Origin of the sequence: Hyalangium gracile, assembly GCF_020103725.1 — a bacterium.
In the GTDB taxonomy this organism is placed as follows: domain Bacteria; phylum Myxococcota; class Myxococcia; order Myxococcales; family Myxococcaceae; genus Hyalangium; species Hyalangium gracile.
Genome location: NZ_JAHXBG010000018.1, coordinates 91,164 through 107,473 on the forward strand (window position 1 = coordinate 91,164; position 16,310 = coordinate 107,473).

12 protein-coding genes are annotated in these 16,310 nt (G+C 67.9%); 3 read left to right on the plus strand and 9 right to left on the minus strand.

Features of this window, described 5'->3' with window-relative positions; translation table 11 throughout:
* Positions 1-13: 13 nt before the first annotated feature.
* The 5 genes from tssB to tssJ all read right to left on the minus strand — a co-directional run bounded on the left by tssB (position 14) and on the right by tssJ (position 6,942).
* Positions 14-523 (minus strand): type VI secretion system contractile sheath small subunit, encoded by a 510-nt coding sequence (gene tssB / locus KY572_RS31195; protein WP_224247251.1) that lies wholly within the window; start codon positions 521-523, stop codon positions 14-16.
* Positions 524-659: 136 nt separating this feature from the next.
* Positions 660-4,319, minus strand: coding sequence for a type VI secretion system membrane subunit TssM (tssM, locus tag KY572_RS31200; protein WP_224247252.1), 3,660 nt, complete (start codon positions 4,317-4,319; stop codon positions 660-662).
* Positions 4,319-5,011, minus strand: a complete 693-nt coding sequence (locus tag KY572_RS31205) for a DotU family type IV/VI secretion system protein (protein WP_224247254.1) — start codon at positions 5,009-5,011, stop codon at positions 4,319-4,321. Before KY572_RS31205 ends, tssM begins: the two co-directional genes overlap by 1 nt.
* 33 nt (positions 5,012-5,044) lie before the next feature.
* Positions 5,045-6,412 carry a type VI secretion system baseplate subunit TssK gene (tssK, locus tag KY572_RS31210; protein WP_224247256.1) on the minus strand — a complete coding sequence of 456 codons (1,368 nt, stop codon included), beginning with the start codon at positions 6,410-6,412 and terminating at the stop codon, positions 5,045-5,047.
* The gene (gene tssJ / locus KY572_RS31215; protein ID WP_224247258.1) at positions 6,409-6,942 is read right to left on the minus strand and encodes a type VI secretion system lipoprotein TssJ; all 534 of its coding nucleotides are present in this window, start codon (positions 6,940-6,942) and stop codon (positions 6,409-6,411) included. The genes tssK and tssJ overlap by 4 nt, the downstream gene beginning before the upstream one ends.
* A gap of 341 nt (positions 6,943-7,283) precedes the next feature.
* Here tssJ and KY572_RS31220 point away from each other — a divergent pair, with 341 nt between their 5' ends.
* Both KY572_RS31220 and KY572_RS31225 read left to right on the plus strand, forming a co-directional pair.
* On the plus strand, positions 7,284-9,032 hold the full coding sequence (locus tag KY572_RS31220) for an OmpA family protein (RefSeq protein WP_224247260.1): 1,749 nt from the start codon (positions 7,284-7,286) through the stop codon (positions 9,030-9,032).
* Between the two features lie 5 nt (positions 9,033-9,037).
* Positions 9,038-10,702: a serine/threonine protein kinase gene (locus KY572_RS31225; RefSeq protein WP_224247262.1), complete on the plus strand. Its 1,665-nt coding sequence runs from the start codon at positions 9,038-9,040 to the stop codon at positions 10,700-10,702.
* A gap of 16 nt (positions 10,703-10,718) precedes the next feature.
* On the opposite strand, the gene KY572_RS31230 is transcribed toward KY572_RS31225, so the two are convergent.
* Positions 10,719-10,913, minus strand: a complete 195-nt coding sequence (locus KY572_RS31230; RefSeq protein ID WP_224247264.1) for a hypothetical protein — start codon at positions 10,911-10,913, stop codon at positions 10,719-10,721.
* Between the two features lie 75 nt (positions 10,914-10,988).
* Positions 10,989-11,378, minus strand: coding sequence for a response regulator (locus tag KY572_RS31235; RefSeq protein ID WP_224247266.1), 390 nt, complete (start codon positions 11,376-11,378; stop codon positions 10,989-10,991).
* Between the two features lie 221 nt (positions 11,379-11,599).
* Here KY572_RS31235 and KY572_RS31240 point away from each other — a divergent pair, with 221 nt between their 5' ends.
* Positions 11,600-13,303, plus strand: a complete 1,704-nt coding sequence (locus tag KY572_RS31240; RefSeq protein ID WP_224247407.1) for a BamA/TamA family outer membrane protein — start codon at positions 11,600-11,602, stop codon at positions 13,301-13,303.
* 81 nt (positions 13,304-13,384) lie between these two features.
* Here KY572_RS31240 and KY572_RS31245 read toward each other — a convergent pair whose 3' ends face one another.
* Together KY572_RS31245 and KY572_RS31250 are read right to left on the minus strand one after the other, a co-directional pair.
* The gene (locus tag KY572_RS31245) at positions 13,385-15,103 is read right to left on the minus strand and encodes a serine hydrolase (RefSeq protein WP_224247267.1); all 1,719 of its coding nucleotides are present in this window, start codon (positions 15,101-15,103) and stop codon (positions 13,385-13,387) included.
* Positions 15,104-15,449: 346 nt separating this feature from the next.
* Entirely contained in the window at positions 15,450-16,220 is a 771-nt protein-coding gene (locus KY572_RS31250) for a UPF0489 family protein (protein WP_224247269.1), read from the minus strand.
* Positions 16,221-16,310 lie beyond the last annotated feature (90 nt).

A 16,310-nucleotide genomic window follows, 5' to 3' on the forward strand; every position in this document is an offset into this window, starting at 1 on the left:
GCCCTCTGGTGGGTTACTGCTTCGGCTCGTTCTTCTCGTCGGCCTTCATGCCCAGCTCGCGCATCAGCGACTGGCGGCTGTCCGCGTCGTTGAGCAGCTCCTGCAGGCGGCGGCGGAACGCGGGGATGTTGCCCAGCGGGCCCTTGAGGGCATGGAGCGCGGAGCGGAGCTTCAGCAGCTTCTCGAGCTCCGGCACCTGGTGGACGATGCTCTCGGGGGCGAAGTCCGAGAGGTTGCGGAACTCCAGCGTCACGGGCAGCGAGGCGCCCTGCTCCTGGGACAGCCTGTCCGGCACGGACAGGGTCACCTGGAGGTTCTGCTGCGCCATCACGTCGTTGAAGTTGTCCTTGTCGACGTTGATGGGAGCGCGGTCCTCGATGGTCCGCTCGTCCTGCTTCCCGGTGAAGTCCCCCAGCATGAGGATCTTGAGCGGCAGCTCGACCTGCTCCTGCGCGTTCCCGGTCGCGGGTTGGTAGACGATGTTGACGCGCTCAGTGGGGGCGACGGAGGTTTCCTTGCTCATCTGCGATCGATCCTTTTGGGTTGCATGTGGGTTGGGTGCTGACTGCGGGACGACAGGCGGGACAAAGACAGACGGGTGGCGTCACCGGCGCTCGGTGCGAGGAGTCGCGGGGCTCTCGGCGCCCGAGGGGCGCCTCTCAGGGAGAGGACTTGGCGGTGGCGATGGGCGGCGGACAGCCCTGGACCACCTGGGCGATGCCGGCGGGAGGGAGCAGTCGAGGGTCTCGGAAGATCTGGAACAGCTTGGAGGAGTTGTTGCCCGAGGTACCGAAGAAGGGGTTGGCGAGTCGCTCCGGGCGGATGTCGATGGAGACCTGGGCGTTGTTCAGGTCGGGGATCTCCCAGGTGGCCGTGAAGAAGCGCCCATCCGGGCTGGGGTCGATCTTCTTGGCGCGCTCGAGGAGTCGGAAGAGCCCCCACTCACCCGGCGCGTCGAGGTCCGCGGTGTCGCCCGCGGTGTCCACCACGCGCAGGTGCGCGCCGAGCTTGCCGGCCGGCCCGGGCCAGGTCATGGCCCTCCACCGGTCGTCCGGTCCATTGCGATAGAGCTCCTCGGAGCCATCCACGGTCAGGGCGATGGTGGCGATGTCCGAGGGTGAGGAGTCCCCGGAGCTGCCCGGGCGCAGCCGGACGGTGAAGCGGACGAGCGGATCCACCGTGTCGCCAGGGAAGAGCGTCGTCGCCAGGGCGTTGACGCGCTCCAGGTACGTGAGCAGCTCCTCCTTGTACATGCCCGAGCCGCTGGAGGACTTCACCGCGAACTCCCAGCGCCTGCCGTCGGGGAGCACCTCTCCCGCGAGCTGGGCCTGCACGAACTTCCTCACCAGGCCATTGGACGGGTGGAGGAACTGGGTGAGCTCGGGCAGGGGCGCGTCCATCAGCGAGTCCTTGTTGAAGGGATAGCGGCGGGCCATCAGGGACATGAACGGGCTGAAGATCTCGTCACACCACTTCTGGCTCTTCTTCTCGGAGACGTCGCGGGAGACGACGACTCGGACCTGCCGGAGCGGCGGGAGGAGGATCCGCTCGAAGACGGCGTGGCCTCCCTCCTGGCTCTTGATGAGGAGCTCGACGTTGGCGCGGGTCGACGCGATCTTCTCGAGGAGCACACCCGCCTCGTTGGGCTTGTCGCGCACCTCGCGCAGCGTGGCCATCACCAGCTCGAGCTGGTCCTGGTAGAAGTCGAGCTGCGTCAGCTTCTCCTCCTTGTCATCGGTCTCCGTGACCTTGGTGATGAACGCCAGGAGGGGGCTGAAGTGCTTCTCCACGTCGAGCGGCGCGATCTCGGTGTCGCCGGTGGACGTGCTGCGATCGATGAGAGGGCTGCCCTGGGCGGCCTGCGCGGTGGGCTTCTTGTCGAAGAGAGAGATGACGCGGCTCAGCGTGCCGCCGGCGCTCGCCTTGGGGGACTCCAGGTGGACGTTGTACGCGAGCGTGCGGAAGAGCTTGCCGATGGGGGGCGGCTTTCCCCGCGTGAGGCTCTCCAGGAGGAGCTCGGTCTGGTTCCAGTCCTTGGGCTCCTCGACGCTGACGGAGTAGAGGAAGTCCGTCCATTCCTGCACGTACTGCTGGTAGTAGCGCGTGCGGAGCTCCGCGCGGTTGGCCTCCTCGTTCTCCCTGGAGTCGCGGTTGAGCACCCAGGACTCGGAGCCCTGGAAGGCGGAGTCCATCCTGGCGCGGATCCAGTCCTCCCAGGCCACCCGGGTGAAGGCACCACGCACCCGCTTGGTGGCGCGCATGAAGGGCACGGCGCCGACGGCATCCCCCAGCGACACACCGACGTATTCACGGTTGGCCTGCTCGACGATGCGCTCCAGCTCCAGGGTCGCCAGCGGTACCCGGTTCAGCGCTCGGCGCGAGGAGACCATCACGCGCTCGTCTCGCGGGAAGGCCATCTGCTCGGGGTCCGCGGCCAGCATGGCGATGTAGGTCTGCGCGTGCCGGGTGATGGCCTGCTCGAGGCTCACCTCTCCGCCCCTGCCGCGAATGTCCTCCCAGTGCTTGATCATCTGCTTGACGAGCCAGGACTGCTGGGACTCATCGAGCTGCGGCTCGCGCGAGGTGCGCGGGTGGGTGATGAGCAGGTACATCTTCAGGTCGTCGAAGTGCTTGCCGTAGGAGTCGTTGCTGGGCTTCCAGTCCGGGCGATCCTGGTTCTCGGCGAACAGCTCCAGGCTCTGCTTGATGCGGTCGTGCTGGCGCCCGAGGAGCAGCCACTTGAGCTGGCTGTTGTAGAAGCTCTGCGCGAGCGTGAAGAGCCGATCACCCTTGTACAGCCCCAGCCGCAGCCAGAACGGAACGCCCTCCACCCGGTGCCGGTTCAGCTGCGCCAGGTGCAGCTGCAGCGGGCTCAGCTCCTGGATCCGGGTGATGTCATCATTGGTCTCCAGCTTCACCGAGACGATGCTGTCGCGGACCGCGTGGAGCATCTCCCGGTTGTTGAGGAAGGAGAGGGTGGGCAGCACCAGCAGCGCCATGGTGATGGCCAGGCAGGCTCCGGCCAGGGTGTAGCGGCGCTTGCGCTGGCGGATCTCCTCCATCGAGCTGCGGACGGCGAGCTTCTGGTCCTGGAACATGACCTTGGTGAACACGTCCCAGATGAAGAAGCTGCGGCCCTCCGTCACGGTCTCCGTGGCGGGGCGGGAGGCCGAGAGCAGCGAGTCACCCGGCACCGCCTGCTGGCGCTGCTCGAGCGGACGCACCTCCTGGGTGCCGCTGCTGAAGTAGACGCCGCGCATCACCGGCGTGTCCTGGAAGACGTTCTCCAGGAAGAGCGGCTGGATGAACTCCGAGAGGTTCTTGCGGAGCTGGTCGAAGCGCTGCGGGAACTGGTAGATGCGCTCGCGCGTCTCCAGCCGGCGCTCCTGGCCGATGCGGCGCACGGAGCGCTGCTCGAGGATGGCGGTCATCTCGTCGAAGCGCTTGAGCAGCAGCTCGGTCGGCGCCTCGGGCTGGGTGGCCATGGGGACGGTGAAGCCCCAGATCTGCCCGCGCTCGGACCGGGGCAGGTCGGAGAACATCTCCACGAACCCGGTGAGCAGATCGCACTTGGTGATCATCACGTAGATGGGCACCACGATGCGCAGCCGGGAGGTGAGCTCGTCGATGCGCTCGCGGATGCGCTGCCCGAGCTCACCCGCGGCCTGCGGATCCGCGCCCATGAGCTCGTTCACGCTCACCGCGACGATGAGCCCGTTGAGGGGACGCTGAGGCCGGTACTTGCCCAGGGTGTCGAGGAAGGCGCCCCACTCCTCGCGGTCTTCCTCGCCCGTGACATAGCGGCCCGCCGCGTCGAGGAACACGGCCTCGTTGGTGAGCCACCAGTCACAGTGCCGCGTCTGGCCCACGCTGCGGCCTCCCGCGCCTCCCCGATTGGAGAGGTAGGGGAACTTCAGCCCCGAGTTCTTCAGCGCGGTGCTCTTGCCCGAGTCGGGCGGCCCCATGACGAGGTACCAGGGCAGGACGGAGAGGGCATCGCGGCCGCCGCGGGACAGCTTGGAGGTCTTCAGGGCCGAGGCGGCTCGCGCGAACTCGGCCTGCATGGCCTGGATGGCGGAGGGAAGCTCGGCGCGGGCTGGCTTCGCGGGCTCCGGGGCCGGGGCCTCGGGCGGCGTCTCGGCCGCCTTCTCCTTCTTCTTCCGGGTACGGGCGCGCCAGCGGCGCACCAGCGCCACCATCAGGGTGAGGAAGAGCGTCACGCCCGTGGCGATCAGCCCCGTCATGACGGGCAGGTGGAAGTAGTAGGTCCCTCCCCAGATGAGGCCCAGCACGAGCAAGGCGATGGTGTAGAGCAGCATTACCGTGCCTCCTTCGCGATCGTGGCCATGTGGAGCTCGATGTCGTGCAGCATGGTGGAGGCGGTCCGATCGAGGGCGAAGTAGAGCCCTCCGTAGAAGAGGAGCGCCGCGCCCATCGCCACGACGGCGGCCGAGGTCAGCGAGAGCCGACGCCTGGCCAGCGCGAGGTTCTCCACGGGGCGCTCGCCGTGCGGAGCGAGCACATCGAAGTCGAAGGGCTGAGCCCGCTCGAGGTCCTTCTGGACGGCATCGATGAGGCTCATCAGCTCCAGCTCACCGCCGCGGATGCGGTAGCGGCCCTGGAAGCCGAACAGGAGACAGAGGTAGTAGACGCGAAGTACCTCCGCGCGGTGCGGATCCTTGCGGATGGCGTTGACGCGGTTGAAGAAGCTCTCTCCGGCGACGGTCTCGTTGAAGTAGTGGAGCTGCAGCAGGTTGCCCATCCAGAACTGTCGATACGGCTCGGGCTTGTTGAGGACGATCTCGTCCATGAGGGCCACCAGGGCGTAGCCCATGTCCTGCGCGTCCTGGTGGCTGAAGCCCAGGACGGCCGCGCGGCGGAGCACCTCGTCGATGACGCCTCGGAGGCGATGGTTCAGCACCTCGGGAGGAGGCACATCCGCCGCCTCCGCCTGGCGGAGCCGGATGACGGTGTCGAAGCAGTCCTTGGTGGCTTCGTTGACTCGGTCCATGGAATGTCCAGAAGGCCTACGGAAGGTGGCGGCTCAGCGGCCCACGGTGGGCACCGCGAGCAGCTCGATGGAGGTGTTGGCGGAGTTGAAGGGGTGCGGGAGGTAGAGGGCGACGGCGTGCTCACGCAGCACCGTTCTCCAGCCTCCGTCCTGCGGAGAGAGGGAGAAGTAGGAGGCGCCCGGGCGGACGGGCACTTCGGGAGGCGGTCGGTAGGTGACCTGCAGCGGGACCCCCGGCGTGGTGGCCTGGACGAGCCCCTGGATCTCCGACCAGCTCCCGAGCTTCGAGAGCTTGGGGAGCTGATCGGCGACGACCTGCTCCGGCAGCTCGCTGCGCACCATGAGGAGGAACTGTCCACAGCGCTCGATCCGCTCGTCCTCGAGCTTCGCCCGATAGAGCCCGTCGGAGCCCAGCTCCATGGGGACGGTGAGGCACTGCTCCAGCGCCACCGCTCGCAGCAGCTGGAGCAGCCGCCGGAACAGCTCCTCGAAGGTGACGCGCAGGTTGGTGAACTGGAAGGGCGGCATGGCGGCCGGATCGGCGTCCGCGGAGAAGGTGCAGAGCTGCCCTCCGAGCCGGCTCAGCATCAGGTACAGATCGTGCGGGCGCATGTTGCCCGCCTCGATGGCGTGGGAGAGGAACGGGATGATGCCGTTGAGGGCGTGCAGCTCCAGGAACAGCGTGACGTCCGAGGCGGTGAACTCGAGCGAGGAGGCGTCCCGGTGTCGTCGCCGGGAGGCGATCTGCCGCTGCTTGGCGACGAGGATCCGCAGCAGGGAGCGCAGCTCGTTCATGATGAACGGGGAGGAGCTGATGCGCAGGCAGGGCGGGATGTAGTTGTCGACGAGCACCAGGCTCCCCGACTTGTCCCGGGTGAGCTCGGCGATCTTCATGGAGTCGAAGTCGTCCCGAGGCTCGTCGCCGAACAGGAGCTTCACGTTGCGCTGGGCGAAGGCGATCTGCACCACGGAGGTGGCGGCGTGGAGATCCCCCACCGGGCGGCTGCGGGGCGTGAAGCGAGGGTTGGCCCCCAGCTTGCCCGCGGCGCCGTAGCTCTCGACGTCGCTGCGCTCCTTGGGGATGCCCAGGTAGAGCTCCAGCAACTGCTGCGTGGGGCGGAAGTGGCCTTCGACAGGGCGGGCCGCGGGTGACTCCTCATGCCCCGCCTCGAAGGCGACGGGCAGCCCGTCAGGCAGGATGCCCGTGAACTCCAGGAGGCTGATCTGACCGGCGCGCAGGGCCTCCATGTCGAGCTGCATGGACGCCACACCCCAGGGATAGAGACACACCGAGCCCAGTCGGGTCTCCACCAAGGTCTCGTGATACAGATCCAGCTGCTGGAGGTGGTGGGGACTCATGAACATCCCCTCCGACCAGATGATGCGCTGCGGGGCCTTCATGGCGTTCTCCTCGAAGGGCGCAGGTAGTCGATCTGATAGCCCTGGAGCTTGAAGCGGAGTTGGGTGTCTTCGGGGCTGGGAGTGGCGCCGCGCTCACCCGCGGGTTGCTCCTCGCACTGACTGGAGGGGACGGGCGGGAGCTTGGCGACGGCGAGCCACGAGTAGCCCAGGGGCTGGCGGAAGAGCCCGATGGCCGCCACGAACCGGGCCTTGGGATCCCGCTGCACCCACTGCCCCGTCTCGCGGCCTGGCGCCGCGACGAGCTCCGCCGAGAGCAGGAGATCCTCACCGAGGATGACCTTGGGCTCCGTCCAGAGCTTCTGGAAGCTGGCTCGCTCCAGCTTGACGCTGTCCTTGATCTGGAGGAGCTGAACCACGGTGGGCAGCGAGCGGCCCTGGGCGTCTGGATTGACGCCGTCCGCCGCCGCATCCAGCCGAGCGAAGAAGGGGGGAGGCGTGTCGCAGGTCGCCGCCTTGCTCGTGGCGCAGCCGGGAAGCGCCAGCACCGCGCAGGCGGTCGTGAGCCTCACGAGGGCTTGCCTCCCTCGCGCGACTTCCCGCGTGTGATTCCATTGAAGGTTCGACATGCCCCCGCTCATGATTTCGTGAGAGAGATGGAAGGGATTGACGCGGAAGCAGACAGTCTGGAGCGTTGAATTCGCTCCCCGCGCCGTTCGTGCTGAGGGTGTATAGGTGAATCGTGAGCAGTCTCGAGTACCACTCCGGGGGTACGCACTTCCGCTCGATCACCCTGTATGACTGTCTCGGATCAGGGATGGATCCTTCTTGATCATCCACCCACCGAGGGCTCGCCCTAGGGGTCGTAATGATTCAGTGCAAGCTTGGAAGGAGAGCGTGCGCAATCGCTCTCGTGCTCGCTTCGTCCGTCACGCTCGCGCAGGAGCCGCCGCCTTTCGACAGCTTCGAGCTGGAGCGGCTGGATTTGAACCCTGGCGCCGCGGGCTCGCTCCTCATGGGAACCGGGGAGCTGTTGCCCGCGGGGGACTTCCGGTTCTCCGCGGTGGGGCATTATCAGCACAACCCCTTCGTGTTCTCCCGGGACGGGCAGGTTGTCCCCATCGTGGGGAGCCGGGCGACGACGCATCTGGCCGCGGCCTATGCTCCGTTCTCCTGGCTCGAGCTGGGGGTGCAGCTCCCCATCGTGGTGTTGCAGACAGGGACGGACCTGAGCGGGGAGGGCATCGCCCGGCCCGCCTCCTCGGGGCTGTCGACACCGACGGTGAGCGCCCGGGTGGGGCTGGTCTCCCAGCAGGCCGGCTCCTGGGGAGATCTGGCGCTGGAGATGGGCGTGGGGGCTCCCATGGGGAGCGCTCCCGGGTTCGCTCGAGATGAAGGGCTTCGTTATGCGCCTCGGGTGATGATCGGCCGGCGGTTCGGCTGGTTCCGCGTCGCGGTGGATTCGCGGCTCATGGTTCGGCCCGTCCTCACGCCGTACGAGGAGCGCGCTCTGGCTCGGGCTGCCGTGGGTAATGAGGCTCAGGTCGGGCTTGCCCTGGCGATGGTGGGGCAGCGCACCCGGTGGGAGCTCGATCTGCGAGGGACCTTCCCGCTGGTGAAGCAGCCCAGCTCGGTGGAGCTGTTCCTCGGGCCTCGGTACCTGGTGAACCCCTCCGTGGAGGTGTTCGCGCTCGCGGGGCTGGGGAGTGGCGCGGCTCCGGGAACGCCCTTGTTCCGAGTCCTGCTCGGGGCGGCGTTCGGTCGCGTGGTGCCGCCGCGGCTTTCCGACGAGTCCTCGGTGACCTGTGCTCCAGAGCTCGAGCACTCGGCGGAGGAGTGCCCGGACATGGACGAGGACAGTGACGGGGTGCCGAACGGGCTGGATCAGTGCGATGAGCAGGCAGGGACGCCCGAGCGACAGGGCTGTCCGTGGACCGACCTCGACAGGGATGGCATCGAGGACAAGCTGGATGCGTGCCCCGCGGAAGTAGGGGTGGCTGCCTGGAAGGGCTGTCCGATGCCTGATCAGGACAAGGATGGCATCGAGGACGGACGGGATGTCTGTCCTTCGGAGCCGGGGCCGGAGATCTCCCGAGGCTGTCCGCTGAAGGATCGGGACCTGGATGGGATCGAGGACGACATCGATCAGTGTCCGGACCTGGCGGGCCCTCCGGAGCGTCAGGGCTGCCCGGAGTCGGACCTGGACCGGGACAACATCGCCAATGTGGTGGATACCTGCGCCAGGGAGCCGGGCCCTGTGGACAACCATGGGTGCCCCGCGCACGAGGTGCCGCTCGTCTCCCTCACCAGGCAGAAGATCGAGCTGACGGACAAGGTCTTCTTCGTTCCCGGGCAGCCTCGAATCGTCGAGCGCTCCTTCCCGGTGTTGAACTGGGTGGCCAAGGTGATGCTCGAGCACCCCGACCTGCCGCTCGTCGTGGTGGGAGCGCATACCGACGATCGGGGAAATGCGCTCGATAATCAGCGCCAGTCGCAAGCTCGCGCGGAGGAGGTCCGGAAGTACCTCATCCAGCGTGGTGTTGCGCCCGAGCGGCTGGAGGCCAAGGGCTACGGCCAGAGCCGCCCCCTCTACAGCAACGCCACATCCATTGGTCGCGAGAACAACCGCCGCATCGAGTTCATCATCGTGGCCCGGCAGTGAGCGCCATGGAGATCGGTAAGTACCGCCTGATTCACAAGCTCGCCACCGGAGGCATGGCCGAGGTGTTCCTCGCCAAGGCCGCCGGTCCCATGGGCTTCGAGAAGCTGCTGGTCGTCAAGCGCATCCTGCCGCACCTGGCCACCGAGCCCACGTTCGTGGAGATGTTCCTCACCGAGGCCCGCCTGGCCGCGCAGCTCAACCACCCGAACATCGTCCAGATCTTCGACTTCGGTGAGTCCGAGGGCACCTACTTCCTGGCCATGGAGTACATCGACGGGCCCAACCTCAGGGAGATCATCCGGCGCTCCAGCGCCGTGGGGCTGGCGTTGCCGCTCGCGTTCTGCGCTCGCATCGTCTCGGCCGCCTGCGAGGGCCTGGCCTTTGCCCATGGCTACCGGGATCCCTCCACCCGGCAGCCCCTGAACATCATCCACCGCGACATCAGCCCCGATAACATCCTGCTGTCCAGGCAGGGGGCCGTGAAGGTGGTGGACTTCGGCATCGCCAAGGCCGCGGGACTGAGCCCCCACACCCAGGCAGGCGTGGTGAAGGGCAAGCTGGCGTACATGGCGCCCGAGCAGCTCCGCAACGAGCCGCTGGACCCGCGCGCGGATGTGTATGCGCTCGGGGTCGTCTTCTATGAGCTGCTGACGGGGCTCAAGCCCTTCATCGCCACGTCGGATGCGGGCATGGTCCAGGCCATCCTCTTCGAGCTGCAGGTGCCCGTCCTGCAGCGCCGGCCCGATGTGCCGGAGGCTCTCCAGCGCATCCTGAATCGAGCCCTCGCCAAGGAGCGTGAGCGGCGCTACCCGGACTGCGCGTCCTTCCAGACGGACCTGGAGGAGTTCATCCTGTCCACGGCCAGGCCCATGGGGGCTCCACAGGTTGCCCAGATCGTCTCCATGATGACGGCGGGAATCGACAATCCTCATCCCACGGTCCAGACCCTCAGCTCCGCGCCCAGCAATCCGAGGCTCGCCCTGCCTCAGCGTCCGCTCGAGCTCACCGCGGCCGCGCGCCCTTCGCAGCTCATTCTGCGCAACGGCGCTCAAGCTCCTCAGACTTCCATCCTCCAGGTCGCTCCTCCACCGGAGAGCCCTCCTCCCCAGCGCCAGGGACGCTCGGAGAAGGAGATGGTCTGGGTCGCGCGCGCCGGCATCCTGCTCTTCCTGCTCGGATCGGGCCTGCTCATCCACCGACATTCCCCGCGGGCAGGCGAGAACCCGGTACCTCCTCCTGCCACGCCCCCGGTGGCACCCGCGCCTCCTGTCAGCGCGCCTGCGTCCAGTGGGCCGAGCCCCAGCAAGCCAGAGCCGCGTCTCGAGGAGCCAGGCGACGTGGGGAGCGGCGCTGCTCCACGGGAGGCTCCGCCCAGGCCCGTTCCAGAGGGCCGCAAGCCCTCGAGCATGGGGAGCCCCCGTTCTTCCGAGGACACGGAGCCTCCGAAAGCGGGGCAGGGGACCCTGGACCTTCGAGTCGTGCCTGAGGCCAAGCTGTTCCTGAACGGGTGGCAGATGGGCCCAGCTCCGGAGAAGCCTTTTCCGCTCGATGCAGGTCAGTACGCCGTGAGGCTCGTCAATGACAAGCTGCGCAAGGATGTGACCCGCCACATCACGGTGGCCGTGGGGCAGACCACCCAGCTCGAGGTCAACCTGCTCTTGGAGAAGTAGCGCGCGAGGCGCGGGCTCACGGGTCGAACTTCGGAGTGCTGATGACGACGGAGAACCGGTCCGGCTTCTCGACCTTCTTCGTGCGCGTCCGGCTGTCGGGAGACTCCTTGTGGTACGGCTCGATTCGCACCCGGAGGCCGAACACCCACCGGTTCTTCTCGGGCTCGGTGGCAGGCTGGCCAAAGCTCATCGGGCTCGTGGAGTCGCTCATCGAGACAACCTAACGAGTGGCTCGGAGAAACGGATTGGCCCTGGAGTCGTACGCGGCCCCACGCCTCGGAGCATTTCAGCTGGCCTTCACCTTGTGCTGAAGACCCACCGCGAGCTCGTCTCCCACCGCTCGCAGGAGCGCGTGGATGTCCAGCGGCTTGTGGAGGATGCGTACCCCCGGCGGTGGCACCACCCGCGGGTGGGCGGTGATCATCAACACCCGCGCGTTTCCGAGGCAGCTCCGCTTCGCCGCCTGCTCCACCATCCAGCCCCCGTTCTCGCCCGGCAGCATGTAGTCCGTGATGACCAGGTCGAAGCGTCGGGTCTCGAGCTGCACGAGCCCCTCCTCCGCCGTGCCAACAGCCGTCACGTCATACCCCTCCGGCTCCAGCAGGGTGCTCAGCCCCTCGCGAATGTCCTCATTGTCCTCAACGAGGAGGATGCTCGATCCAGAGCTGTGGCCCACGGTGAATCTCCCAAGATGGCGAAGCGCTCGTACTCTTGTGGTCCGGCGGCGAGACTGAAACCCTGGGTGAGCCTCGGGACGATAGGACTGTTGACCAGCAGTAATTCCCAACCTCCCGCGCTGAACGTCTCCCCTTGCAAATGTCTCCTCGGACGGGGCGCGGCGCGTGCCAAGATGTCCCGGTGCCGCTCGCGTTGCTCACCTTGATGGTCGCGCCGCTGATGGCGACAGCTCCGGAGGTAGGCGCCTCGGCGAGAGGGTACGAGGAGACCCTCGTCGAGTGGGGGCTCGCCCAGCATGGCCGTGAGGTGGAGCCCTCGCCCGAGGGCCAGCGGCTGGAGGCGGTGCTCGTCTCGGCCGAGGACGTGGTGGCCCAGAGCGACCCGTACCCCAACTTCCTCAACATCTTCCACGTGCGCACCCGCGAGGAGGTCATCCGCCGCGAGGTGCTGCTGGAGCCCGGGGCGCCGTACTCGGACGAGCTCGCCCAGGAGACGGCTCGCAACCTGCGCAAGCTGGGCATCTTCTCGGCCGTGCGCGTCGTCCCGGTGAAGGGCACCGCTCCCGGCAGCGTGGCCCTGCTGGTCATCACCAAGGACCTGTGGTCGCTGCGGCTCAACCAGGACTGGGAGCTGGTGGGCTCCTTCCTGCGCTATCTGCGGCTGCAGGGCACCGAGACGAACTTCCTGGGGCTCAACCAGCGGCTGGCGGTGGACTTCCTGCTGCGCCCGGACACCATGAGCATCGGCCAGACGTACATCAACCGGCGCGTGGGCGGCAGCCGCTGGTACCTGGGAGAGACGGCCTCCATCATCATCGGACGGGAGAGCGGCAAGCCAGAGGGCACGCGCGGCTCGGTGGTCTTCCAGCGCCCGCTGTACTCGCTGTCCACGCCGTGGAGCGCCAACACCTCCGTCTCCTGGGACACGTCGACGACGCGCGTGTTCCGAGGCACCGAGGTGTGGCAGCTCCCCTACCCGGACGGCGCGCCCGTGCCCTTCATCTACGAGACGCGCGACGTGTCGGGCGGGGCGAGCTACACGCGCTCGTATGGCGAGTACTACAAGACGAACGTGACGGGTGGGGTGACGGCCTATCACCGGAGCTATGCCGCCCCCCTGGCGGCTCCGCTGGATGACGCGCAGCGCGAGTGGCTGAAGGCCAACCACCTGCCCCGCAGCGAGAATGCCGTCTACACCTCCCTGTCGCTGTCGGCCTTCGAGGCCCGCTACGAGGTGCTGCGCGAGGTGGACTCGTACGCGCTCTCGGAGGACTTCCAGATCGGCCACTCGACGCTGGCCACGGTCCGGTATGCGCCTCCGGCCTTCTCCTCGGCGGCGCACTACGCGGAGCTGGGCCTGGCGGCGCGCTACCGCTGGCTGTGGGGAGATGCGATGACCACGGTGTCGGCGGGAGGCTCCATCCGACGGGCGCTCGGAGAGGGCGCCGCGTGGACGAACCGGCGCTGGGCGGCGGAGGTACACCAGGTGACGCCGAAGGTGCTCGGCGGGCGCTTCATGGTGCGCGGCCTGCTGGACGTGAACACCGATGACCTGTTCGACCGGGTGACTCTGTTGGGCGGGGCCAACGGCCTGCGAGGCGCGCGGCAGGACGCGTACTCCGGCAAGCGGCTGCTGCTGGTCAACGTGGAGTACCGCACCGCGCCGCTCGTCTTCCACACGCTGCACCTGGGGGGCGTGCTCTTCTACGACGCGGGCTCGGCCTTCGACCGGGGGCCGAGCGTGGTGCACTCGGTGGGCGTGGGCATCCGCTTCCTCTTCCCGCAGTTCAACGTGTACCCGTTCCGGTTCGACTTCGGCTACGTGCTCAACGACACGATGCCGCCTGTAGGCCAGCGCTTCACCTTCAGCGGCGGTCAGATCACCGAGTACCGGCCCTCCGTCCTGGACTCGCCTCTGCGGTAGTCGCGCCTCCGCGCGGCCGCGAGCCCCGGCAGGTCATGCCTGCCGGAGCCGTGGCTCCTCGCGACCCCCGCTCGCGCGGGGCTACAGCGCGTAGGGGCCCTTGTTGTAGGCCTCGATCACCGAGCCGATGATGTCGAAGCCGTGGGTGTTGCTCAGCAGCACGGCGGCAACCCCGTTCGGCAGCAGGACGATGCCCGTGTTGCTGCCTCGGCCATCACCGGTGAGCCAGGCGCCATTGTGATGGGAGGCGGCTCCGCCCAAGGTGCCTGCTCCCCACCAGCCCAGCTGCTGGCTGCGCATGAGCTGGGCCGTCGACGCCGAGAGCACGGTGTTGTTCTGGATGCCGATGAGGAACTTCGCCAGATCGTTGGCGGAGGCGTACCAGCCGTAGGCGCCACACTGCGAGGTGTAGTCGGTGGTCCAGAGGTAGCCGGGCGACTGCGCGCCGTACGCGTAGTAGAGCGTCGGGTTGACGGCATCGGGCATGCAGCTCATGGCGGTGATGCCCATGGGCTGGAGGATGTTCGTCCGCACGAACGTCACATAGTCCATGCCGGAGATGGCCTCGATGACGGCGCGCAGCAGGCAGAAGTTGCCGTTCGAGTAGGCCTGTGTGCTGCCCGGAGTGCTCACCAGCGGGGTGGCCAGCAGCTGGGCCATGGAGGCATTGAAGTCATCCCCACAGTAGCCCCACCCGGCCATGCCGCTGCGGTGGGTGAGGAGCTGGCGGAGGGTCACCTGGTTCACACCCGCGGCGGCGCCAGGCCACCGGCTGCTCACGTACGGGTAGAAGGGCGCGTCCAGGGAGATGCCGTTGTTCTGGACGAGGTACATCATCGCCGTGGCGGTGATGGGCTTGGAGACGCTGGCCTGGTGCACCCGGGTCGAGGCCGTCATGGCGACTCCCGGAGCGCTGCTCTCGTAGGGCGCCCGCGCGTAGCCCACGCCGCCCGAGGTCGTCATCTGTCCCGCCTCGACGATGGCGTAGGAGTAACCCATGGCCTTCCCGTCCATGACCTTGTCGAACTCGGACGCCCAGGGCGGCGGTGAGTACGCCTGGAAGTCGGTCAGGCGCAGGTTGTCCTGGCTCGCCGCGCTCCAGGTGGAGACAAAGGCGTTCCAGTCCTGCCCGGCGACGACCTGGTAGGCATCCGAGCCCTCTCGGTAGACGCCGTTGAAGTGCCACTCATTTCCCTCCCAGTACGCCTCCATGTCCACCAGGCGCAGTCCCTGCGCGGCCAGCTCCTGCGTCTTGGTCTGGAAGACCGGCCAGGTGTCTCCCGTCCGGAGGGCATGGCTACCGGTACCGGGGTTCCAGACCGCCGCGTACTGGCGCTGGCCGTTCTCCACGTAGGTCTCCAGATCGACGAGGCGCAGCCCGGTCGAGGGGAGTATCTGCCGGAAGAAGGCCAGCTCGTTCGAGTCCAGGTCTGCCTGGAACAGATAGCCATTCGGGCTGGCGTCCCACACCCCCGCGAACCTTCGCTGGCCACCCTCCACGTAGACTTCCAGATCGATGAGGCGCATTCCCTGGGGGTTCAGGCTCCGCGCTTCGGCCTCGAAAGCCGGCAAGGAGAGCCCCACGCGCAGCGCATGCACCCCACTCCCCGGCAACCACGCCCCGCTGTAGCGCGGGACGCCGTCCGTCACCTCGACGTTGAGATCCACCAGGCGGAGGCCAGCCGCGGCCCACTCTTGATACTGCGCCTCGAAGGTTGCCCACTCGGCACTCACCGACAACGCGTGATCGTCCGTACCCGCGCGGAAGAGGCCCGCGAAGAGTGGGGCAGGGGGTGCCACGAGGCTCTGGCCGAGCTGGCGGGGGGCCTCAACCTCGGGGACGACAGCGAAGAGCGGGTGCGGCCCTTCGTCACTCAGGGCGTGTAATGCCCCGGGCTCGCATCCCGCCAACATCATCAGCAGCACCCAGCCCCAGGGCGAGGTGCTCCGGGGGGCTCGCCGGTTCGGGAACCGTCCATGATGCTCGCCGCTGGATGGCGACTGAGGGGAGATTGCTCCTGCCAACATAGAACCTCCGTGGGTGAGGGCTCTCGCGAGCCGTTGGCGAAGCTCTATCTCTCGGAGGGCTGGAGGTTCTTGTCCTCGCGCGCCAGAAGGACTGTCCTGGGACGCCACGCCTCCGGTTTCACGGGGGCTCGGCGTGGAGCAGCTCGCGGAACAGCACCTCGGCAACCTCGCGGAACAGCTCTCCGGACGCCAGCAGCCCACCACAGTGGTGAGGCTCCCGGGCCAGCGTGAGCGCGACGGCCTTTCCCAGCACCGCGTCCCAGAAGGGGCCAGAGTCCTCCGGCAGCAGGAACTCGCGGATGATGCTCCGCGGCCACGGCAGCACCGTCGTCGGATCCGCGTCGCTCGGCGTCGTGAAGCAGTCCAGGTCCACGTCCAGCAGCACCCGCTCCGCCCGCTCCAGCACCTCGCGCACCGCATCCCCCGGCGCGGGACTCCGGAACGCCTCCGCCGCCCGGTCCACCGTGGGCACCGACACCAGGCGGTGCTCCCGGCCGCGCGTATCCTTATATACGTCCCGCTCGAACGAGCCCCGAGGCCGCGCCCGCGCGATGAGGAGCGCGTCTCCCACCAGCCCGGCCTCCATGGCGGCCAGGATGTGATCGTAGTTGCGCACGTCCAGCGCCCACCGCGCGTGCTCGTCCAGCGCCCTCAGCCCCGCGCTCCGGTCCGGCACGGCCTCCGGCTGTCGCGGAGGCACCACGTCCAGGTGCCGGTCCAGGCTCACCAGCAGTGCGGGAGGACTACCCTCTCCGAGCGCGCACGCCCAGGACGGCAGCGCGAGCCGGTGCGGATCGAAGACATAGGCGTCCTTTGGCCCCCGGCCTCCCGCCAATGACAGGCGGATGACACCCGCCAGCCGCAGGTGGAGTGGCGCTTCCTGCTCCATCTCGGAATAACCTCCCGGGTCCGTGCTTTCCCACCCGATGCGTGAAGCCAGGGAGTGTAGGCTTCGCGCCCCCCAGACGTGAAAGGAGAG